General features: G+C 41.3%; 20 protein-coding genes and 1 pseudogene. 2 read left to right on the top strand and 19 right to left on the bottom strand.

Annotation, left to right across the window (positions count from 1 at the left end):
- Nucleotides 1-343: 343 nt before the first annotated feature.
- From FTV03_RS00105 to FTV03_RS00070, 8 genes are read right to left on the bottom strand one after another with little or no spacing between them, the layout of a single operon-like run.
- A complete protein-coding gene (locus FTV03_RS00105; RefSeq protein WP_180039376.1) occupies nt 344-1,183 on the bottom strand; it encodes a hypothetical protein in 840 nt (279 codons plus the stop codon).
- Between the two features lie 7 nt (nt 1,184-1,190).
- Nucleotides 1,191-2,273: a 3-dehydroquinate synthase gene (gene aroB / locus FTV03_RS00100; RefSeq protein ID WP_180039374.1), complete on the bottom strand. Its 1,083-nt coding sequence runs from the start codon at nt 2,271-2,273 to the stop codon at nt 1,191-1,193.
- Nucleotides 2,274-2,287: 14 nt separating this feature from the next.
- Complete coding sequence (gene aroK / locus FTV03_RS00095) at nt 2,288-2,833, bottom strand: shikimate kinase AroK (RefSeq protein WP_078189378.1); 546 nt, start codon at nt 2,831-2,833, stop codon at nt 2,288-2,290.
- A gap of 36 nt (nt 2,834-2,869) precedes the next feature.
- Complete coding sequence (gene pilQ, locus FTV03_RS00090) at nt 2,870-5,029, bottom strand: type IV pilus secretin PilQ (protein ID WP_180039372.1); 2,160 nt, start codon at nt 5,027-5,029, stop codon at nt 2,870-2,872.
- Nucleotides 5,030-5,045: 16 nt separating this feature from the next.
- Nucleotides 5,046-5,573, bottom strand: a complete 528-nt coding sequence (locus FTV03_RS00085) for a pilus assembly protein PilP (RefSeq protein WP_180039370.1) — start codon at nt 5,571-5,573, stop codon at nt 5,046-5,048.
- Nucleotides 5,573-6,346, bottom strand: coding sequence for a type 4a pilus biogenesis protein PilO (locus FTV03_RS00080; RefSeq protein WP_180039368.1), 774 nt, complete (start codon nt 6,344-6,346; stop codon nt 5,573-5,575). Before FTV03_RS00080 ends, FTV03_RS00085 begins: the two co-directional genes overlap by 1 nt.
- Nucleotides 6,343-7,029 (bottom strand): PilN domain-containing protein, encoded by a 687-nt coding sequence (locus FTV03_RS00075; protein ID WP_111884138.1) that lies wholly within the window; start codon nt 7,027-7,029, stop codon nt 6,343-6,345. Before FTV03_RS00075 ends, FTV03_RS00080 begins: the two co-directional genes overlap by 4 nt.
- Entirely contained in the window at nt 7,029-8,087 is a 1,059-nt protein-coding gene (locus tag FTV03_RS00070) for a pilus assembly protein PilM (RefSeq protein WP_078192532.1), read from the bottom strand. The genes FTV03_RS00075 and FTV03_RS00070 overlap by 1 nt, the downstream gene beginning before the upstream one ends.
- Nucleotides 8,088-8,252: 165 nt before the next feature.
- Between FTV03_RS00070 and ponA the strand changes: the two genes are divergently transcribed.
- Entirely contained in the window at nt 8,253-10,793 is a 2,541-nt protein-coding gene (ponA, locus tag FTV03_RS00065; protein WP_180039366.1) for a penicillin-binding protein PBP1a, read from the top strand.
- A gap of 53 nt (nt 10,794-10,846) precedes the next feature.
- On the opposite strand, the gene FTV03_RS00060 is transcribed toward ponA, so the two are convergent.
- The 9 genes from FTV03_RS00060 to FTV03_RS00020 all read right to left on the bottom strand — a co-directional run bounded on the left by FTV03_RS00060 (nt 10,847) and on the right by FTV03_RS00020 (nt 21,323).
- Entirely contained in the window at nt 10,847-11,650 is an 804-nt protein-coding gene (locus FTV03_RS00060; RefSeq protein ID WP_180039504.1) for a putative RNA methyltransferase, read from the bottom strand.
- Between the two features lie 77 nt (nt 11,651-11,727).
- On the bottom strand, nt 11,728-12,846 hold the full coding sequence (gene mraY, locus FTV03_RS00055) for a phospho-N-acetylmuramoyl-pentapeptide-transferase (protein ID WP_078189386.1): 1,119 nt from the start codon (nt 12,844-12,846) through the stop codon (nt 11,728-11,730).
- Nucleotides 12,846-14,255, bottom strand: coding sequence for a UDP-N-acetylmuramoyl-tripeptide--D-alanyl-D-alanine ligase (gene murF, locus FTV03_RS00050; protein WP_180039363.1), 1,410 nt, complete (start codon nt 14,253-14,255; stop codon nt 12,846-12,848). Before murF ends, mraY begins: the two co-directional genes overlap by 1 nt.
- A 9-nt stretch (nt 14,256-14,264) precedes the next feature.
- Nucleotides 14,265-15,761, bottom strand: coding sequence for a UDP-N-acetylmuramoyl-L-alanyl-D-glutamate--2,6-diaminopimelate ligase (locus FTV03_RS00045; protein WP_180039361.1), 1,497 nt, complete (start codon nt 15,759-15,761; stop codon nt 14,265-14,267).
- Between the two features lie 10 nt (nt 15,762-15,771).
- Entirely contained in the window at nt 15,772-17,598 is a 1,827-nt protein-coding gene (gene ftsI, locus FTV03_RS00040; RefSeq protein ID WP_180039359.1) for a penicillin-binding protein PBP3, read from the bottom strand.
- Between the two features lie 12 nt (nt 17,599-17,610).
- Nucleotides 17,611-17,943 (bottom strand): cell division protein FtsL, encoded by a 333-nt coding sequence (ftsL, locus tag FTV03_RS00035; RefSeq protein WP_180039357.1) that lies wholly within the window; start codon nt 17,941-17,943, stop codon nt 17,611-17,613.
- A gap of 10 nt (nt 17,944-17,953) precedes the next feature.
- A complete protein-coding gene (rsmH, locus tag FTV03_RS00030) occupies nt 17,954-18,865 on the bottom strand; it encodes a 16S rRNA (cytosine(1402)-N(4))-methyltransferase RsmH (RefSeq protein ID WP_180008673.1) in 912 nt (303 codons plus the stop codon).
- 185 nt (nt 18,866-19,050) lie between these two features.
- A complete protein-coding gene (locus tag FTV03_RS00025) occupies nt 19,051-20,067 on the bottom strand; it encodes a sulfate ABC transporter substrate-binding protein (RefSeq protein WP_078189545.1) in 1,017 nt (338 codons plus the stop codon).
- Between the two features lie 248 nt (nt 20,068-20,315).
- Entirely contained in the window at nt 20,316-21,323 is a 1,008-nt protein-coding gene (locus tag FTV03_RS00020; protein WP_078189392.1) for a sulfate ABC transporter substrate-binding protein, read from the bottom strand.
- 381 nt (nt 21,324-21,704) lie between these two features.
- On the opposite strand from FTV03_RS00020, the gene FTV03_RS00015 reads away from it, so the two are divergent.
- A complete protein-coding gene (locus FTV03_RS00015; protein ID WP_180039355.1) occupies nt 21,705-21,998 on the top strand; it encodes a hypothetical protein in 294 nt (97 codons plus the stop codon).
- A gap of 138 nt (nt 21,999-22,136) precedes the next feature.
- Here FTV03_RS00015 and FTV03_RS00010 read toward each other — a convergent pair.
- Both FTV03_RS00010 and FTV03_RS00005 read right to left on the bottom strand, forming a co-directional pair.
- A pseudogene (locus tag FTV03_RS00010) lies at nt 22,137-22,268 on the bottom strand (transposase); the annotation flags it as partial.
- A 171-nt stretch (nt 22,269-22,439) separates the two neighbouring features.
- Entirely contained in the window at nt 22,440-22,574 is a 135-nt protein-coding gene (locus tag FTV03_RS00005) for a zinc ribbon domain-containing protein (protein WP_180039353.1), read from the bottom strand.
- Nucleotide 22,575 lies beyond the last annotated feature (1 nt).

Below are 22,575 nucleotides of genomic sequence, written 5' to 3'. Positions count from 1 at the left end.
AGCAAAATTATTTCTTATTCACACCCTTAAGATAAACCGAATTCATCTTTGATGCATGAATAAAAAGTCAAATTTTCTGCTTTTGCAGTTCAGATCAGGGATAACGACTGGATTAATGACTTCGCACTTTTATCGAATCATTTTCGCGCCAAAACAGGGAGAAAAGTTCAATTTACGCACCAATTAAGCAATTTGTATGCCAACTTGATTCACTTTACCCTAAGATGGCTGATTACAAGCACTTTTTAGTTATAACAAATAATTCAAATTGTTCTTTTTTTATTTTATGCACTTTTTCTGTGCAGTTTGGGCTTTTCCTAAGAGGTCTTGCGCTATTTTAGAACTAATTAAATGGATCGGTTACTTCTTGCTCTACTGGTGCAGGTTTTGGACGTGGTGCATCTACACTACTTTGTGATTTTTGCACATCAATCACATTCCCTTCCGCATCACGACGAGTCACCGTAGTACTTGTCGTTGCATTAGTTGGAGTTTTTACCGTCGCTGCAGTGGCTGCTTTTCGTGCAGCGATTTGAGCTTCATCAATTTTCGGTAAAGGCACAGGTTTTAATTTAACAGCATATAACTTTTGACTCGACGACATTTCTTCCGTGCCCAAGTCATTCACATATGCTTGATATTGTTTAAATTCCACAACTTCAGGTTTAATTGAAGCAGGCAAAGCAATGTTGAGGCTCGACATTGCAGCTTTGGCATCATTTTGCGACGAATATGGTCCAGTTAAAATGACGTATTGCTCAGGATGGTCTTCACCAGAAAGACGTAGATAAATAAATTTATGACGCTCAGGCTGCTTACGTAAGAAGCTTTTTAAAATATCTTCTTCAGAAACCCGAAATAATTCAACACCATAAAGTTTGGCAGAATCATTGATAAATTTAGTGCCGCGAAATTCTGGCTCATGTTGAGCTGTAGCAACCACACGGGTTGTCATATCCAGCGGACGCACTTCTTCATTTAATGCACCAAGATGAGACATTGCCGCCACTTTCTCGGGCTGAATTTGCAAATCCACTTCAGTTTCAGCTTGTTTTTCAACTTCAACCAATTCTTTGGTATCTGTAATCGCCCAGAAAACCAATGCAGCGAACAGACACACAGCTCCACCCACCAACCATGCGTAGTGATGAACTTTTTGCCATTGAGACTGCCGCGCTGCCATGATGTACCTACTCTGCCTGATTTGCCAAAATTGCCTGTTTCATTAACTCAACATCAAACTCTTTGGTGATGATGGTCTGACCTAATGATTTCAGTAAAATAAGTCGTAATTGCCCATTCAATACTTTTTTATCATGGGACATATACGCCAAAAATTCCTCTAGCGGAATTTTAGGGCAAACTATCGGTAATTGTGCACGTAAAATGATTTTTTTTGTACGTTCTAAATCTTCAGCTGTGATCCAGCCCATGCGATGGGACAAATCTGCAGCCATCACCATACCAGTTGCAACGGCTTCACCATGCAACCATTCACCATATCCTAAGTATGATTCAATCGCATGACCAAAGGTATGACCCAGGTTTAATAACGCACGTTCGCCTTGTTCTTTTTCGTCATTGGCCACAATACGCGCTTTATGGGCACATGAACGATATACTGCTTCAGCCAACAAAGTTGCATCACCTGCAACTAAAGCATCCATATGCTGTTCAAGCCAAGCTAAAAATTCAACATCACCTAACAATGCATATTTGATCACTTCGGCCAAACCTGCAGAAAGTTCACGCTCTGGTAAAGTTTTTAATTGCGCCATATCCGCAAGGACCACTTGGGGTTGCTGGAAGGCACCAATCATGTTTTTACCCAGTGGATGGTTAATCCCGGTTTTTCCACCGACACTTGAATCCACTTGAGAAAGTAACGTCGTCGGCACTTGAATAAAATACACACCACGTTGATAGCATGCAGAAGCAAAACCGGTCATATCCCCAATGACACCCCCACCCAATGCTAAAACCGTACAATCGCGGTTAAAGCCTGCTTCGAGCAAGGCATCAAAAATTAAATTCAAATGCTCTAAATTTTTATACTTTTCACCATCAGGCAAAATACATGTTGCAACAGTTTTCCCTAATACCTCAATTGCATCTACATAATGTTTTAAATAGAGCGGAGCAACTGTGGTATTAGAGACAATCATCACTTGTTTACCCTGAATATAAGGCTCAAGTAAAGTTTGTGGATCGAGGTCACTCCCAATAAAAATAGGGTAGCGACGATCACCGAGTTCAACATGTAAGGTTTGCATGAATTTAACCTTTTCTAACGAGATATATTTTGTGAAACAATTAAATTAAAAATTTTTTGCGCAAGATCTCGCGCGGCACCTTGATTGGTTTCAATAATATAGTGCGCGACTTCACGATAAAGAGGATCACGGGCAGCCAATAAATCTCGTAGCTTTTGCTCTGGATTTTCCACTTGAAGAAGTGGGCGATTTTTGTCGCGGTAGGTTCGTTGTAACTGAATTTCCACCGGAGTATATAGATAAACAACAATACCACGTTGTTTTAAAAATTCACGATTTGGGGGCTGAGTCACAGCACCACCGCCAGTCGCTAAGACCAGTTGTTTCTTTGCAGTTAACTCATCAATGACATTCGTTTCACGACTTCTAAAGCCTTTTTCCCCTTCTTTTTCAAAAATCCAAGGAATAGTCGCACCTGTTTTACGTTCAATTTCATGATCACTGTCTAGAAATTCACGTCCTAACAATTCTGCTAAATGTCGCCCTACGGTTGTTTTTCCTGCCCCCATTGGCCCTACCAAATATATATTTGGTAGGGTTTCAAACTCTTTGCTTGGCAAGGAGTCACCTATTTCTTTTGTTAAATTGAAAATATATTAATGATTTCTGGTAACACTGTCATTAACAATTCGCGGTGTAACAAAAATCAATAGCTCTCGCTTATTGTCAGACTTGATATCTTTACGGAATAAACGGCCTACGTAAGGAATATCACCCAAGAATGGTACTTTGGTTTGTTTATTAGCGGATTCCTGCTCAAAAATCCCACCCAAGACTACTGTTTCTCCATTATCTACCAAAACATTCGTGTTAAGCATATTTTTATTTAAATAGAATTCGCCTTGACTCGTTACACCTGCAATGCTGTCGTTTTTAATATCGAGTTGCATTTGCACTTTGCCATCTGGGGTAATACTTGGGGTTACATCTAATTTTAATACAATTTCTTTGAACTCGGTTTTAGATACAGCATTTGCACCACCACCTTCAGCAGACTGATAAGGAACTTCAACACCAGATTGCACACTTGCTTTTTGCTTATCTGCAGTCAGAACTTTTGGTGTAGAAATGACTTCACCATAACCATCAGCTTGCAATGCAGAGAGTTCCAAATCCAGCATAAAATCAGATAGACTAATTAAACCAAAAGCAATACGGCTTGCACCTTGACTGGTTACACCTAAATCCACATTCAAGTTCTGTGGACGTTGAATCGTATACTTACCGTCATCATCAGGTGTTTTTAAATCCCATAAAGTTGTATCACTTCCGCCGACCAACAAATCATTATTTTGATTGATGCCCTGTGACAAGATACCCCACTTCACGCCCATTTCTTTACTGAATTCTGTAGAGGCACGCACAATACGGGCTTCAACCATCACTTGCTTCACCGGAATGTCTAGCAGGTCAACCATTTTTCGAACTTTATCAATATTCTGTGCGGTATCGTTAATAATCAGTGTATTTGTACGCGTATCTGCAGAAATCGTTCCGCGTGGACTTAACAAATTACCCCGATCATCATCAGCATTATTACTATTATTTGACGAACCGCTATTACCCGCAGTTTTAGACTGCGTAATCAGCTTCTCTATCTCACCAGCTTTTGCATAGCTTAACGTTAAATATTCAGTCTGTAATGGTGCCAACTTCATACTTTGACGTAAGGCTTTTGCTTCTTCTTCTTCCGCTTTAATCAACTCAGATACAGGCGCAATCCAAATCACATTACCGTTACGACGTTTGTCCAAATTCTTAGTTTTCAACACGATGTCTAGCGCTTGATCCCAAGGCACATCTTTCAAACGAAGTGTAATATTCCCTTGAACCGTATCAGCAGCAACCATATTGATTTCAGTGAAATCAGCCAAAAGTTGCAGCACACGACGTACTTCAATATCTTGGAAGTCTAATGAAATCTTCTTACCGGTATAATGATTGGCAGCTTTAGGACGTAATGGATTCTTATCTTCCGGACGTTTCAAACTCACCGTTAATTTATTATCAGTTTGGTACGCCATATATTCATAGCTGCCCGTCGACTGAATGGTAATCACCCCATTACCGCCATCATTATGTGCATCCACCGTTGCAACAGGTGTTGCAAAATCATTGACATTTAAACGGCGAGTCAAATGTGCAGGTACTTTATTGCCTAAAGTACGGATCACCACTTTACTGCCTTGCTGTTGAACATCAACGGGAGTATTTCCACCCAGTAAATCAACAACAACTTGACCTTCACCATTAGAACCCCGGTGGAAACCAATATTTGAGATGCCCTGTTGCTGACGTTGTGCTACAGGCTGTACATAATTTGCAGCTTGTGCAGAGTTGATTTTTAAAATAAAGGTATTACCTTCAACACGCGTGGTAAAAGCGCCAGCATTGGCTAAATTCACAGTTAAGCGCGCACGTTGTGCATCCGAACTCACATCCACAGTGCTCGCTTCAGCCGTTGCAACAGGAATTGAACTTTGTTTTAAATTTTGCTGTGCTTTATCAAAGTCTAAAACCAATCGTGATGGTTGATCGAGTTGATAAGCTTGTGGTTGCGGCGGCAAGCCATTAAACATCACGCGAATCTCAGTCCCTTGACCTGGAATTTGCATTGGTACCACATTGGTTACACTCACCTGAGCATTGGCAACTTGCATCATCGCCATTGCAACAGCCCCCATCGAAAACTGACGAAACACATGATTCATTGTATTGCCATCCCCAAAAATAAAATCTTGTACACTATTCTTCATTTTTATTCCTTTAAGCTTAAGGTGCTGGTCCAATTAATATGAGACTTCTAGGACGCTCTACATATCCTTCTCGCCCATCCGGAATAATCTCAATCAAATCAATTTGAGTAGGGGTAATATTTACCACTCGACCATGATTGAGCCCCATATAACTTCCACGTTGAATACGCTCAACTTCACCATCAGGTGTCTGAATCAAGGCTAATATTTGCCCAGATTGGTTACGCATACTACCCTTCATATTCAGGGTTTCGAGTGCATAATTCTCCAAAGGTTGAGGCTGACGACTCAAGTTTGGATAAACACGCTTGCCTGCCATGATTTTAAGTTCTGCTGCCAATGAACTTGGCAAGAACGGACTTTTTAAAGAGTGCGCCGCATAATTAAAAGTTTCGACAGGTACAAAATCTGGCGCAGGTTCAATCGCTAGTGGAGCTTGATTGCGTATATTTGCCATCTCTTGATTGACCACATCAATACGTGATTCACAACCTGCTAAAAAGAAAACAGCAAGAGAAGCAAATGTAAACTTAGTTATTTTCATTACTTAGCCCCCTTACTTTTCTTTGAATTATTCATAGATTTATTTTTACTATCCTGAGTGCTTTTCCCATCGGCGCTATTTGCTTCAGCATTAGATGATTGCTCAGCATTCCCTTCATAACGATATGTTTTCGCAGAAATCACATAGTCAATTTTTGGAATATCTGAATTCTTTTCTTTATTTTCAGTTGCTTTAATTGTTAAATTATGCAAAGTCACAATCCGTGAAAGCCCTGCAATACCACTCACAAATGAACCAAAGGCATGGTAATCACCAGTTGCTTCAATATGAATTGGTTGTTCCGTAAAGAATTCTTGCTTCACTTCAGGCTCAAGACGAATAATTTTAAATTTCAATCCAGAATTCACACCAGTTAAGTTGATATCTTCAACCAAACCTGGAATTTCAGTTTCTTTCGGCAATTGTTCTAATTGTTGATTAAAACGTGCTTCCATATCCTGCAACTGCAATTGATATTGTTGCAAATTACGTAGTTTTGAATCTTTTTCACGAAACTCATTCAACAAATTTTGTTCTTGTGCATTGGCACTTGAAATAGCTTCAATCTTGCCTTTAATCGCCAAGAAATAGCCCAAAATTGCCACAAGAATAATGATAAAAATCCAACAGGTAATTTTGACTGAAATTGGCCAACCACCATAGTTATTCGGATCTAGCGTATTGAACTGCTGTACAAACTTATCAAAGGTCATTTTCTTTTTCGGAATGACAACAGCATCTTGATTCAATTGCTCAAATTCATCACGACTCATTTTGCAACCTCCGGAGTTGGTGTTGCTGCAGTTTGTGCGTCAGATGTTTGCGCCGATGAAGCTGACTGTCCTGCATTTGCTGCTGGATCATTAATGGTCGGCTGCGCAATTTGCTCCAAATCAGCAGTCACAGTAAATGCACCATAAGATTCTTCTATACGAGGAACCACAGAAGTTGGCGCTTTGTCTTTTTTCTCTTCAGCCACAAGGAATGAGCTCATGAAGGCATTACGATACCAAGGTGACGCTTCCAAATTACGCAGTAAATCTGCAACAGTATTTGGACTTTCCGCACGCCCTTCGATCATAAATTTGTCGCCATTACGCTCAAATTTTGTGATGTACATATTAGCTGGTGTCACACGAACCAATTCATCTACAAGATGTACAGCGATTGGACGTTGACCTTGTAAGCCTTGAATCAACTTCATTCGTTCAATAATGGCATTACGCTGTTCCTGTAAACCATCCAAAGACTTTAATTGAACATCTAAGTTTTGGTTATGACTGATAATCAATTGGTTCGCTTGTTCTTGATCTTTTAATTTGTGATCAAAGTACAACCATGTTAAACCAACCCCAATTACCCCAATTAAGAAAGCCCCAATACAAAGTGCAATAAATTCTTTTTTTCGTTTCTCTCTTAGCTCATCACGCCAAGGGAGCAAGTTAATTTTTGCCATTAATCAAAACTCCTCAATGCTAGACCGCATGCCACCATGAGTGATGAGGCATCATTTTCAATTTTTTTAATATCAATTTGAGGTGAAAAACCCATTTGTAAGAATGGATTGGCAATCGTGACGCGGTAACCCAATTTTTGTTGAAGTAGTTTTGCAAGCCCCGGAATATTGGCATTCCCCCCTGCCAATAAAATATGGTCAATTTCGTTGAACTGTGAAGATGAGAAGAAGAACTGTAAAGAACGCGCTGCTTGTTGAACGACAGCTTCTAAGAAAGGTTCTAAGACTTCGATATCATAATCATCTGGCAAGGCACGTGTTTTTTTCGCACGACCCGCTTCTTCGAAAGACAATGCATAGCGATTTTGAATTTCCTGCGTCAATTGTTTGCCACCAAACACTTGCTCACGGGTATAAATCACTTTGTTATTCTGCATAACAGATAAGGTCGTCATACTATGACCAATATCTAAAATACCCACGGTATTTACACCCATTGGCAAAGTATCTGAGAAAACTTTAAATGCATTTTCAATTGCAAAGCTTTCTACATCGCCAATTTTTGGTGTAAGACCAGCAAGCTGAATAACTTCCGCACGCGCTTCGACATTTTCAATACGTGTAGCGACAAGCAAAACATTGACACGATTTGGGTTGGACAGACGATCTGGCAAAACCTCAAAATCAAGGCTCGCTTCATCCAATGGGAAAGGAATATATTGCTCAGCATCATCACGAATCTGAATTTCACGTTCATCATCGTTCATATCTGCGTCCATTTCGATGATTTTTGTAATCACCATCGACGTTGGAACTGCCAAAGCTGCATTGGTCGTCTGTGTATTGGCCAAATTAATTGCGCGCTCTAAACAGTCACCGACAGCTTCCGGATTCAATATGTTCTTTTCAACAACACTTCCTTCTGGTAATGGCACCAAAGCATAGCTTTCTACCCAATACCGCCCACTCTTTACAGAAAGTTCCAAAACCTTAACAGAAGTCGAACTAATATCTACTCCTATTAACCCCTTATTTGGCTTACGATATAACCTGAGCACAATATAATTCCTATTATTTTTTTATCCCCAAAAAAATTAACCCACTAATTAGCATTGGTCTATAATTTTATACAGATACAATAACTCATCTAACAATCCGTATATCGAAAGGATATACTGACCACCAATTAGTTTGCCATTAGCTCTTATTAAAACTTACTTGTTATGAAAAAGCTATCTTGTTCAGGCCTTGTTCATCCATTTTTTTTGGCCATTATTATTATTTTGGTCGCAATTCCAATGGGTTTCTATGGCATGTATCTCTATATTGCCCCGTCTTTGCCTGAAATGTCCATCTTAAAAAAGGCTCCATTATTAAAACCATTGCAAGTTTATAGTGCTGATAATGAGCTGATTGCAGAATATGGTGGCAAACTTTCGGTTCCTGTAGAGTACGACCAAATCCCGTCTCATTTCATTCATGGCTTTTTAGCTGCGGAAGATTCTTCGTTCTTTGAACACAGCGGAATTAGTTTCAAAGGATTGGGGCGTGCCGTCAGTGAAAGTATTACAGGCTCAGATGTGCAAACGGGTGGTTCAACCATTACCATGCAGGTTGCAAAAAACTATTATCTGACTCCAGAGCGTACTTTAAAACGTAAACTAACCGAAGTTTTTCTTGCTCGAAAAATTGAACAAAATCTAAGTAAGGAAGAAATTTTAACGCTGTATGTTAACAAAATCTTTTTGGGCAAAAATGCATACGGGATCGCAGCAGCTGCAAAAATTTATTATAACAAGAGCTTGCAAGATTTGAGCTTGGCTCAAATGGCAATGATTTCAGGTCTACCCAAAGCACCATCAAAATATAATCCTGTAGCCAATCCAAAACGTGCTTTAGAGCGTCGTAATTGGATTTTAGGACGTATGTTGCAATTGGGTTATATCAATCAATCGGAATATCAAGAAGCAATTGCTGAACCAATTAATCTCGATATGCCTGACCGCGGAGTTAGCAACAAATTCCCCTATGTCGGGGAAATGGTTCGCTCTGAGCTCGTAGAAAAGTTTGGCGAACAAGCGATAGATTCTGGCTATAAAGTCTATACCACCATCAACAGCCAACGCCAAGCCTATGCTGAGCAAGCTGTGCAAGATGGTCTTGAAGCTTACGATAGACGACATGGTTGGCGTGGTGCAGAAGCACATGATGAGCCATTAAAAAACTTTATTCCATATGCTAACACTTATCCTGCCGAAGTCACTAAAGTCAACAACACCAGTATCGAAGTGTTGATGCAAGATGGCAGTAGTGTGACTGTTCCATGGTCAGGTCTGTCTTGGGCACGTCCCTATCGCAATGCCAATAGTGTAGGCAATGCGCCAAGCAAAGCCTCACAAATTGTTAAAGTAAAAGATATTATTCGCCTACGTCCGAACGCGGATAAAAGCTCATGGGCTTTGGTGCAAATTCCCAAAGCACAAGGTCAATTGATTGCCCTTAATCCCAACAATGGTGGTATTGAAGCCATTGTCGGTGGTTATAATTTTTATCAATCTAAATTTAACCGTGCCTTACAAGGCTGGCGTCAGCCGGGTTCAACCATTAAACCCTTTGTTTATGCTTTAGCACTTGAACGTGGCATGACTCCGTATTCCATGGTCAATGACAATCCAATTACGATTGGCAAGTGGACGCCTAAAAACTCCGACGGTCGCTATTTAGGGATGATACCTCTACGCCGTGCCCTCTATTTATCACGTAATACGGTCTCTGTTCGCTTATTACAAGTCGTTGGGATTGAACGTACTCGCCAATTATTTATGGATTTTGGCTTACAAGAAAACCAAATTCCAAGTAACTACACCATTGCTTTAGGTACCCCACAGGTATTACCGATTCAAATGGCGACAGGTTATGCGACATTTGCCAACGGTGGATATCGTATTCAACCGCACTTTATTAGCCGTATTGAAGATGCTTATGGCAAAGTGATTTATCAAGCCAATCCTGAATATGCATGTATTCAATGTATTAATCAAAAAGACGAAGTTGAATCTGCAGATCCAACCACGCCGGATGATGAAGTGATTGAAGTCACTAATCAGGATAACAAGCCCGCTGAATCAAAAATTTCCGATACTGAAGCAGCAAACTATAAACAAGCTCAGCGGATTTTGAAGTCAAGTTCAGCCTTTGATATGGCGAACATCTTGCGTGACGTGATTCAACACGGTACAGGTCGTGCGGCTTTAAAAATTGGTCGCGGTGATTTAGGCGGTAAAACCGGTACAACCAATGATGCAAAAGACGCGTGGTTTGCTGGATTTAATGGAAAATTGGTCACTGTGGCTTGGGTCGGTTTTGACCAACCCTCTACTTTAGGTCGCCGTGAATATGGTGGTGTTGCAGCATTGCCTATTTGGTCAGATTTTATGGCGAAATCACTCAAAGGCACACCTGAAGCTTGGGTGCGTTTAGACACTCATGCCAAGAATCCAATCAATCGCAATTCAGCTAAAGCGACTCAAGGTCAACCTGAACAAGATCGTGCAGCAACGCCGCCGATGGCTCAACCGCTGTATCGTCCTGCTCCTGTTGTACCAAAACCACAGGCCACGCAAAATGATTTTGAAGATCTTCCAAGGGCTGCTGAAACCAATCTTACACCTACTCGAACTGCGCCTCCGCCAATGCAGCCTAAACCACAAGGTGCAGAGCATAAAACGGACGCACTTGATCATCTCATCGATCAAGTTCAGTAAATACTGCATAAAAAAAGCCCTCAAACGAGGGCTTTTTTATCACTTCCAATGCATTATTTCTTTTTAAAGAGATAAATTTGATACTGCGCTTGCAACTCAAATTGTTCATTTTTTTCTAGAGCTTCTCGACGCTCAGCTTTCACTTTATACGCATAAGGCGTCATTGCAATTAAGTTTTTGAGATCCTGCTGAGAAAGTGACATTTTCGCTTGAACCACTTGTTCACTTTCCAATTCAAAATCATTCGCCAGTTGTTCCACAAATTTATGCGGTTCATGGGGTTTTACTTCTTCAAACAAAGCTTCACGCATAGCATAAAGATGCTCTGGTGCAGGTGTGACCACCATCAAGTGCCCCTCAGGCTTTAACACACGAAGGATTTCTTCTTTAGGAATAGGACTAAATAAACTCGTACACAAGTCAATTGAGTGATCTAACACAGGCAAGGTCGCCCCTGTCCCTACCACCCAAGTCACCTCTTTATTCAGTTTAGCGGCGACTTGCACAGCATTTTTAGCAATATCGACACCCACACATTGTAGTACTTCAGCTTGCATCGCATCAGTGTAATAGCCTTCACCACAGCCAATATCCAACAAGTTTTCAACCCTTAATTTTTGAATCAAAGCCACCACTGCCTGTTGCAAAGGTGCATAGTGACCTGCACTTAAAAATGCTCGACGCGCCTGTACAGATTCAGGCGTATCACCCGGGTTTTTACTGTGTTTATGTTGAACCACGTGTAAATTGACATAGCCTTGTTTTGCAACATCATAGCTATGATTATTTTCACAGCGCCATGTCCGCTCTGTGAGTTTTAATGCTTCACGGCATACAGGACACATCAACAGGTTCATCATTTACTCCACTATATTTTTGAAATAAAAAAACCGGCATCTGTGGGAGCAAATGCCGGTTTCGTTTATATATTTGCTTAGCGTAATTTTAAAGTCATTAGACCCAAAACTACCAGCATAATCGTGATAATCCAAAAACGAATCACCACCTGAGTTTCACGCCATCCCTTTTTCTCATAGTGATGGTGCAGCGGTGCCATTAAGAATACACGCTTATTCCGCATACGCAGTGAGCCAATTTGCAAGAAAACAGAAATAGCTTCAACCACAAAGACACCGCCCATAATGGCAAAAACGATTTCTTGACGAACCATGACTGCGATCGTACCGAGCATCGCACCTAGAGATAAAGCACCAACATCACCCATAAAGACTTGAGCAGGATGCGCATTAAACCATAAGAATGCCAAACCAGCACCGATCATTGCTGCACAGATCACGACAAGTTCAGATGCGTATTTCACATAAGGAATATGTAAATAATCGGCAAAACGAACATCACCAGCCAGATAAGCAAATACACCTAAACCAGCGGCAACCAGAACAATTGGCATAATTGCTAGGCCATCTAAACCATCGGTTAAGTTCACAGCATTAGATGCGCCGTTAATCACCAAATAAGTAAAGACAATAAAGCCAATACCGAGTGGAATAATAGACAATGGAATGCTAATTTCTTTAAAGAATGGAATCAGCAGATCCAACATATTTGAGGTATGTACTGGGTTTGCTTGCTGTGTCGCAATCACATAAAGTGCAATACCGGCGCCTAACGATGCCACAGAAGTCCAAAAGAATTTCTTCTTCGCAGGTAGACCGGCATTGTCTTTATAACGGATTTTAATCCAGTCATCGGCCCAACCTACAGCACCAAAGATCACCATCACGCCAAGTACAATCCATACATAAGGGTTTGAAAGATCGGCCCAAAGTAAGGTTGAAATCCCAATAGACAGTAAAATCAACACACCGCCCATAGTCGGTGTGCCCATTTTTTTGGCATGATTTTCAGGTGCAAATGAACTGACTGCCTGACCATATTTGAGAGCTTGCAATTTGCGGATCATCACAGGTCCAAGCAACAGACCAATGGCCAATGCCGTTAAGACACTGAGTAGCGAACGAAGCGTTAAATAACGAACAACCTGAAACGAGCTGTGATAACCCGCAAGCTGCTCAAATAACCATAACAGCATTAAAGTTTCTCCATCAATTCAGCCATCAAAGTTTCCATGTGGGTATAACGAGAACCTTTAAACAGGAAACTCATGGACTGAGGCTGATGTGTTTTGACTAGACTAATTAGTAACGGTAAAGCCTGTTCTTGAGTAAGAAAGGCCTGTAATTTTTTACCATATTGTGTACTGCGCGCGCCTTCTTGCACAGCAGGTGAAAACTCACCGACAGCTACGACAAATTGAAGACCAGAGTGTGATACAAGATCACGTCCCAACATGTAGTGCTGCTGTGCAGCAGATGAACCTAACTCACCAATATCCCCAATGACCATGACTTTGATGCCATCTTGCTGCGCAAGTACATCAGCAGCAGCACGCATTGAGGTTGGATTTGCATTGTAAGTATCATCAATAAACAAATAATCTTTATGTTGAATAAAGTTTAGACGGCCTTTGGCACCTGTCGCATGTTCAAGCCCCACAACGATATCATCTAAACTCACACCAATCGACAACGCGAAAGCTGCGGCTGCAGTGGCATTTTGCACATTATGTTCACCAGCAAATGGCAGTTGAACAGGACGTGCACCTTGTGGCGTATTTAAGATAAAACGTGAAGATTGAGCCTGAAGCTCCGTCTCAGTCGCAAAGACATCCCCGCCCTGACCAAAACTCATTACTTGCTCAGTTTGCACCGCTTGACGAATGGCATCTGTAAAATCATCTGCCGCAGGCACAATCGAAGTTCCTGTTTTCGCTATATGTGCATAAATTTCAGACTTGGCACGACAAATGCCATCACGCCCACCAAATTCACCCATATGAGCAGTGCCAATATTTAAAATACCGGCAACCTGAGGCTGTACCAAATTTGAGGTGTAATCAATTTCACCCTTATGACTGGCACCAAGCTCCATCACGGCATACTGATGTTCTGGACGCAACTCAAGTAACATCATCGGTACGCCAAGGTCATTATTTAAATTACCGCGCGTAATCAACGTTGGTGCAAGACGAGAAAGGATACTCCCGAGCATCTCTTTGGTCGTAGTTTTACCACTGCTTCCTGTCAAGGCAATGACTTTTAAAGCTGGGTTTTGGGCACGACGAAATGCACCCAAATGTCCAAGCGCCAAACGTGTATCTGCAACCACCAACTGATAAATATCCACATCGACCGGATGACTAACGATGGCAATTTCACACCCCTTTTCAGCCACTTGAGCAAGGAAGTCATGAGCGTCAAAGCGCTCACCTTTCAGGGCAAGAAAAGCGTCACCTTGCTCTGCATGACGTGAGTCGGTCAAAATTCGTTTTACAGAACCTGTCGGCGCTTGATTGTTATGCCAGTGACCTTGTGTCGCTTGAACCAACTGTTCGGCAGTCCATGGTTCTAACGGAACCGTACTGGTCGTTGAAGTATGCATATCTGTTTCCTATTGCGCTGGATAAGCCGAGTCAGTGTTGTGATGCTGGGAATCAATTGCTGATTTCACTTCCACCACATCATCAAACCAATGTCGAACACCATCAATTTCTTGATAGTTTTCATGGCCTTTACCAGCAATCACCACAATATCACCCGCTTGCGCATGGTTGACTGCGAATTTAATCGCTTCACGGCGGTCATGGATTTCATGGACAGTTTTTCCAGTAAAATCAATACCAGCCTTCATATCTGCAAAAATTTGTTCTGGGTTTTCAGTACGTGGATTATCCGAGGTAATCAACGCAACATCTGCATGGTTTAATGCCGCTTGTGTCATCAATGGACGCTTACCACGGTCACGATCACCACCACAGCCAAACACCGCCCATAACTGTTGCGATACATGACGTTTTAAAGTCTGTAACACTTGAACTAAAGCATCTGGTGTATGTGCATAATCCACCACAAACAGGCGTTCATCATCACGAATCACTTGCATACGACCCGGTGCACCTTTTAACTCGGGCGCAGTTGCGATCAAGGCAGATAAGTCAAAACCCGCTTGCTCCGCTGAAATTAAGCTCGCCACAATATTTTCAATATTGAAGTGTCCCAATAATGGACTTTGCACCACAAATTCAGCTTGAGCAGTACGCAATTTAAATTTTGCGCCCGTTAAGCTGTATTGAATATCCGTCACTTGATAATCCGCAGCCTGACGCGTTGAATAAGTCAAAATTTTAGGCTGAGCCGGGTTTTGGCGTGCGGCATTCAGCATCACTTCTGCATGTTCATCATCGAGATTGATGACTGCAACTTTGAGCGATGGAAACTGAAACAAACGTGATTTCGCTTCAGCATAGGCTTCAAGGGTTTTATGATAATCCAAATGGTCACGACTTAAATTGCTATATGCGGCAATTTCAATTGCACAGCCATTTAATCGACCTTGTTCTAATCCGTGCGAACTTGCCTCTATGGCAGCAAACTCTGCACCCTCAAGCGCATAGGCATGCAATGCATTTTGCATATGTAACGCATCTAAAGTGGTGTGAGAAGAGGCTTCTAAATTCGGTAAAATCCCGTTTCCAGTGGTTCCCATCACTGCACATTTTTTGCCTTGCAGCATGAGTAATTCAGCGATTAAGCGTGAGATCGTGGTTTTACCATTGGTACCCGTCACAGCCAAAATCCGTGCAGCTTGAACCGGTTGAGTCGCCTGTAAATATTGCTTTTGCCACTGCCCCATCAATTGACGCACATCCGCGATCACGACACTTTGATCCAAGCCCAAATCAGTTTCTGAAATGACTGCCAACGCACCATTTTCTAACGCTGTACCTGCAAATTGTGCTGTTTTTTCAGGTTGCGAAAACGAAGTCAGGGCAATAAATATTTGCCCTGCTGTAACTTTGCGACTATCCAGATTGAAGCCCTGAAAGGATTGCAACATCCATTCTGCGGGCTGTTCAACGGTGTATAGATCTTGAAACGTAATTTTCATTCATCACCTATTACTGGATCTTAGGAGTGTCTAAAGGTTTATCTAATGGTACGTTCATTAAACGTAAAGATTCTTGCATTACACGAGCGAAAACTGGTGCAGCCACCAGACCACCGTAATACTGACCTGTCGGGTTTTCCACTACAACAATCATGGCCAAACGTGGATCACTCACTGGTGCGACACCGGCAAAGAGTGCTCGATATTCTGAAGTCGAATAGCCTTTACGGTCTGCACGTAATTTATGTGCTGTACCAGTTTTACCCGCCACGCGATAACCCGGAATATTGGCTTGACGTGCCGTACCACCCGGTAAGGTCACCGCTTCCATCATTAAAAGCACTTGATCAGCAATTTTAGGGTCAACCATCTGCTCACCTTTCGGCTTTTCCTCAAGCTTGTACAAGCTCAGTGGCATTTTGACGCCTTTGTTGGCAATCATGGCATAAGCATCAGCCAGTTGGAGCACTGTAGCGTTCAAACCATAACCATAAGCCATGGTTGCTACTTCAGACACATTCCATTTGCTCTTCGGCAAAATCAGACCAGCACTTTCACCGGGGAATTTCACCGCTGAACGTTGACCAAAGCCAAGACGTTGATAGAACGTTGGTAATGTTTCATAAGGGAGAGATAAAGCGATTTTTGCCACACCGACGTTAGACGATTTTTGAATAATGCCGCCCAAAGTCAGAGGGCCATAGTTATGCGTATCTCGGATAGTATGATTCCCTACACGCATAGAACCCGGTGTGGTATTTACCACCGTATTTGCCGTGTATTTACCGCTTTCCAACGCCATTGCCACGGTCATTGGCTTCATGGTTGAACCTGGCTCAAAGGAGTCAATCGCACCACGGTTACGCATAGCATCTTTATTTAAGACACCTTTTTTATCATTCGGGTTGTACGACGGCCAAGAGGTCATCGCTAAAATTTCACCTGTTTTGACATCCACGGCAATCGCGGTTGCAGAACGTGCGTTATTGGCTACGCCGGCTGCAGTCAACTCACGATACATAATGTATTGCAAACGTGAATCAATACTCAGCGTGATATTTTCACCCGACTCAACTTCTTTCACGATCTCAGGGTCTTTAACGCGGTTGCCTTTTTTATCTCGGACAATTTGCTGCGCACCATCTACGCCTGCAAGACGTTCATTCAGCTGCATTTCCAAGCCTTCAATACCCATACCCTCACTATTGGTTAAGCCAATAATTTGTGAGTTTGGCTGAGGCTGTGGATAGTAGCGCTTATAGTTTTTTTCAGTATATACGCCCTGAAAGTCACGTTTCATGATCAATTCAGCTTGTTGCGGCGGTACTTCTTTCTTTAAAACCAAATAACGTGAACGTGGACGCTCATTCATTTTGCGTTTCAGTTCAGCACGATCCATACCGACAACATCGGCAAGTTCATCTAAGCTTAGATTTTTATCAGGTAATTGACGTTTTAATTTACGATTGTTTGGATCTTTAGCCAATTCAGCCGTGGTTTCTTCAAAGAGTTTTTTATTGTCAAAATAATCACGTGGATCGATCACGATTTTCATGATCGGGGTACTAATCGCTAAAGGCACACCGTGACGGTCATAGATGACACCGCGCATGGCTTTTAAGGTTTCAGTTCTTAAAATTTTAGCATTGGCTTTATTTTGTAAAAAGTCTTTATTAATGATTTGTACATAAAAAGCCCGCCCCACCAATGCAATGAAGCACAGCAAAACCACTGCCCACATCAAGTGATAGCGCCACATCTCCACCGAAATGGCTGTACGACCAGTAACAGACTGCTGTTTTTTACGCGGAGTTTGTTTGTTTCTCTTTTCAACCATGTGACCGGCAGCCTATTTTTTCTGTTCTGGAGTTTGTGGCAATGAAATAACAACGGTTTGTGCAATAGGAGGCGAATACATGCGTAATTGGGTAACTGCACGTGTCCCAATTTGGGCTGTTGCACCGAAAGTTTGTTGTTCGATCAGCAAACGTCCCCATTCTGCGTTGAGGTCATCCCTTTCACGCATATAGGTACTCAATTGACGATAATCTTGGCGATATTCAAAGACTTGAAAGACCACCATAATCGCACTCACAAAAACCAAGAGCAATAAAATGCCGTATGTAATGATTTTCTTCGACTGCGATTGATCAGAGTTTTTTTCGACTGCTTCGGTTTTCATTCTTTGCCTTTTAAGCTAAACGCTCTGCCACACGAAGCCAAGCACTACGAGATCGCGGATTGGCTTTAACTTCTTCTTCACTTGCTTTAATTCGTGACACTTTTTTTAAGCGGCGGGTATCTTCGCGTTTTTGTGGTAAACCCCAGCCTGTGTCTTCTGCAAGTGTAGATTCTTTTTGAATAAATTGTTTAATTAAACGATCCTCTAAAGAGTGGAAACTGATTACTGCAAGAGTGCCTTCAGGTTTCAGCATATCCACCGCTTGAGGTAAGAAGATATCAATATCGTCGAGTTCTTTGTTAATAGCAATACGAATTGCTTGGAAAGTTCGTGTCGCTGCATGTTTATTTTTTTCCCATTTTGGGTGGGCAACTTTCACAATTTCGGCCAATTGAGCTGTGGTTTCAATATACCCTGCCGCTTTAATCGCTTTGGCAATACGGCGGCTATAACGTTCTTCACCATATTTAAAAATAATATTGGCCAAATCTTCTTCTTCAATATCAACCAACCACTCTGCGGCTGTTGGGCCTTGTGAGTTGTCCATACGCATATCAAGTGGGCCATCTTTCATAAAGCTAAAGCCACGTTCTGCTTGGTCTAACTGCGGAGATGACACCCCTAAATCCGCCATTATACCGTCGACCAAATCGATACCACGACTACGCAGTTCCTCTTTTAAATCGGCAAAACTGGCGTGAATAATTTTAAAACGCGCATCTTCTTGTTCTAATTCTGCTGCAACGGCCAATGCTTGTGGGTCTTTATCAAAGGCATAAACACGTGCATTTTCATCTAATTTAGACAGTAATAAACGTGTATGACCGCCACGCCCAAATGTGCCATCTACGAAAATTCCTGTATTGCGATCTGCCAGTAAAGCATCAACAGTTTCATGAAGTAATACAGAAATATGCGACATAAGGGTTCGTTCAACACAGCTAAAAATGTAACTGCACATTATTACCTTGTTTTAGCAAAGCTCCAAACGTCTTTTTGTACAGAAATATTACTTTCCATAGAGAAAACCGTTTTTATTTTTTGCCATCCATTAAAAAACCTCCCGAAGGAGGTCTTTGAACATCTCAAATCATAGATTTCGATGTATTAGCGCTTGTTATTGTAGATCTGATCGAAGATCGCACCATTCACAAAATGTGTTTGTTGAGCTTTTGCCCAACCACCAAACACTTCATCAATGGTAAAGGTTTTTAATGGCGGGAACTGTGATTTATATTTTGCTAAAACTGCTGCATTACGTGGGCGGTAAAAATGACGAGCTGCCATCTCTTGACCTAATGGAGAATAAAGATAATTGATATAGCCTTGAGCTAACCATTTATTACCATTTTTATCGACAGTTTTGTCTACGATTGCCACTGAAGGCTCAGTCAAAATCGACATCGATGGATACACGATATCAAATTTGTTTTTACCCAAAGTTTTTTGCGTAACTAAAGCTTCGTTTTCCCAAGTCAATAACACATCACCAATACCACGTTCTGCAAATGTAGTCATCGATGCACGTGCCGCAGAGTCCATTACTTTTACGTTATGGTACATCTTACCCACGAAATCTTTGGCTTTCGCTTCATTACCACCCGGCTGTTTCAAAGCATAACCCCAAGCTGACAAGTAAACCCAACGTGGGAGACCGCCAGTTTTCGGGTTCGGGGTAATAATTTGTACACCCGGTTTGGTTAAATCAGACCAATCTTTAATATGTTTCGGGTTGCCCTTACGCACCATGAATACAATCGTTGAAGTATATGGCGCTGAGTTATGTGGAAACTCTTTTTGCCAACCTGGCTGAATCTGACCAGACTTTACAATTTCTTCGATGTCATTGGCCAAGGCCAAAGTCACGACATCACCTTTTAAACCGTCTACTACAGAACGGGCTTGTTTACCTGAACCACCATGTGATTGTTTAAATGCAACCGTTTTACCCGTACGCTCTTTCCAATATGCGCCAAATGACTTATTAAATTCGTCATAAAATTCACGCGTTGCATCATAAGAAACGTTTAAAAATTCACGATCAGCGGCCTGAGCAGACGCTGAGAAAGCAACACCAGTGGCAAGCAACGCAGCACTGAGCCACGCCTTAAATTGAGTTTTCATAACAGCCAGCATAAAGTTATATTCAATACTGCTAAATATATGAAATAAAGTCATAAATCGCAATTGCAGCGTGTTTAGACGCTTTGTTGAATACAGCTAACGCTATGAATTTAATTGTTTGTTTTTCATATTAAAATACACAAAAACAATCTACTTATTCCCTATATATAGATTTTTATGCATTACATATGCAAAAAACGGATAATCCAGATTATCCGTTTTTACAGCGCTCATTATGGTGGGGTGTTTTACTCTTTATTCTTTTCACTATAAATTTGATCAAAAATCGCGCCATTCACAAAATGTGTCTTTTGCGCTTTTGCCCAACCGCCAAACACTTTATCAATGGTAAAGGTTTGAACTTTCGGGAATTGGGCAGCGTACTTTGCAGTGGCTTTTGCATCGCGAGGGCGGAAGAAATATTTACCTGCTAGCTCTTGGCCCTTAGGTGAATATAGATAGTTTAAATAACCCTTCGCTAAATTTCGATTACCATTTTTATCGACGGTTTTATCTACCACAGCCACCGAAGGTTCAGCTAAAATCGAAATAGAAGGATAAACAATGTCATATTTATCTTTGCCTAGGCCCTGAGTCGCTAATAGTGCCTCATTTTCCCAAGATAGTAAGACATCTCCAATGCCGCGCTCAGCAAAGGTCGTGAGTGAACCACGTGCGCCTGAATCCAAAACTTTGACATTGCTATAGAGTTTTTTCACCAATTCTTTGGCTTTGGCATCATTGCCACCCGGTTGTTTTAAAGCATATCCCCAAGCTGATAAATAGATCCAACGCGGTGCCCCACCTGTTTTTGGATTTGGCGTAATAATTTCAACGCCCGGTTTGGTCAGGTCATTCCAATCTTTAATTTTTTTCGGGTTGCCCTTACGCACCAAAAATACGATGGTTGAGGTATACGGAGCAGAATTATGTGGAAATTGTTTTTGCCAATTTTTATTGATTTGTCCGGTCGCCACAATTTCATCAATATCATTGGCCAATGCCAAAGTGACAACGTCTGCTTGTAAACCCGTTGCTACGGCACGAGCTTGTTTGCCAGAGCCACCGTGAGATTGTTTAAAATTAATCTCTTGTCCTGTACGTTTTTTCCAATATTGTCCAAATTCTTGGTTATATTCCTGATAAAACTCACGTGTTGGATCATATGAGACATTTAAGAAATCTTTTGCGGCATACACCTGTACCGCCACCCCACCCAACAATGCGAAAATGCCCGATGCTATTATTTTTTTCATCTGCTCAAACTCAAATTGATCTTGAGAGCACTATATAAATCAAAAATAACTTTAACAATCAGCTATCTATAATATAAATTCAAATCTATTTCTGTTTTAAAGATATCTAAAAATAACGTATTTAAAGCTTTAATTCTGCTAATGCAGCAACAATCAAAAGCGATCTCCATGCTATCTTCATAGTTGTTTGCTAAAACATCCGAAAATTTGGAGAAAACAGTCTATTTAGGTAATCCTAGTACAGACTTTTTTAGTTTTTTTGTAAAAATTGTGACGTAGTTCTACTTTTTAATTACGAAAGATGGTTAAATCGTAGTCTAAATATTAAAACTATTTTGCAAATAAAAAGTTCCATCACCAAAACTAGGGGGAGATTTGGACATGAAATTTTCATACGCACTATGCCTAGGCTTAAGTTTAAGCGTTACTGCACAGACTGCTTTGTGTGCTGCAACCAGCACCGCATCGAATAACAAACTTACGATGCCTGCTGAACGTACCTCATTGATCGAAAAAGCGATTAATCAGCAAAAATCTGAAGGTAAAGGCCGTACAGACGATAATTTAAAAGTATTTACATCTATTAAAGCTGCACCGACTCAAAGTTTCTTTGCATCACAAAACCAAAGTTTTTCTCGTTTTGTTCAAGCCATTTTCTCTGGTAACAACTCATAACGACATCAGCATATTAATGCTGCCCAAGCTATTGTTTTAGACCAGTTCCCCCACTGTCTTCTAAAAAACACTAAAAACGCCTGATCATTCAATGTTGAACATGCATAAAGAGCGCATTCTCGCTCTTTTAAGGGCGGGTTAGCTCTTTTTTAATGACATGGATTTTTTTGCATTTTTTTTAGAAGTTGGTGTTCTTTGGTTTTCGATATACTTTTTAACAACTTCTAAACTTGCACCACCACAAGATACAATGCAATAACTAGGCGACCAAAAGTGGTTGCCCATAATTTTCCCTTAATTTCATCCCAATAAGATCGTCTTGACATACTCCCACCACCAAGTTAAGAGCTATGGTGGGGGAATCTTTGCGACCCATGCAATCTTAGAGATTGCACCTTTCGATACCGCACTGCGCTGACAGTATGGCGGTACAGGAACTCTTTATACAGTACTATGTCCTAGTGCATCAGCTAAAGCGAAATTGCGTATATTCAAGCTTGCATTCAAATCACGATCATGCACTGTTTCACAGTCAGGACATTGCCATTCTCTTATGCTTAGTGGCAATTTTGTCATA

The organism is Acinetobacter sp. YH12218 (genome assembly GCF_013417925.1).
GTDB classification, from domain to species: domain Bacteria; phylum Pseudomonadota; class Gammaproteobacteria; order Pseudomonadales; family Moraxellaceae; genus Acinetobacter; species Acinetobacter amyesii.
The sequence above is the reverse complement of the archived record's forward strand: the minus strand, read 5'-3'. Positions and strand labels throughout refer to the sequence as shown.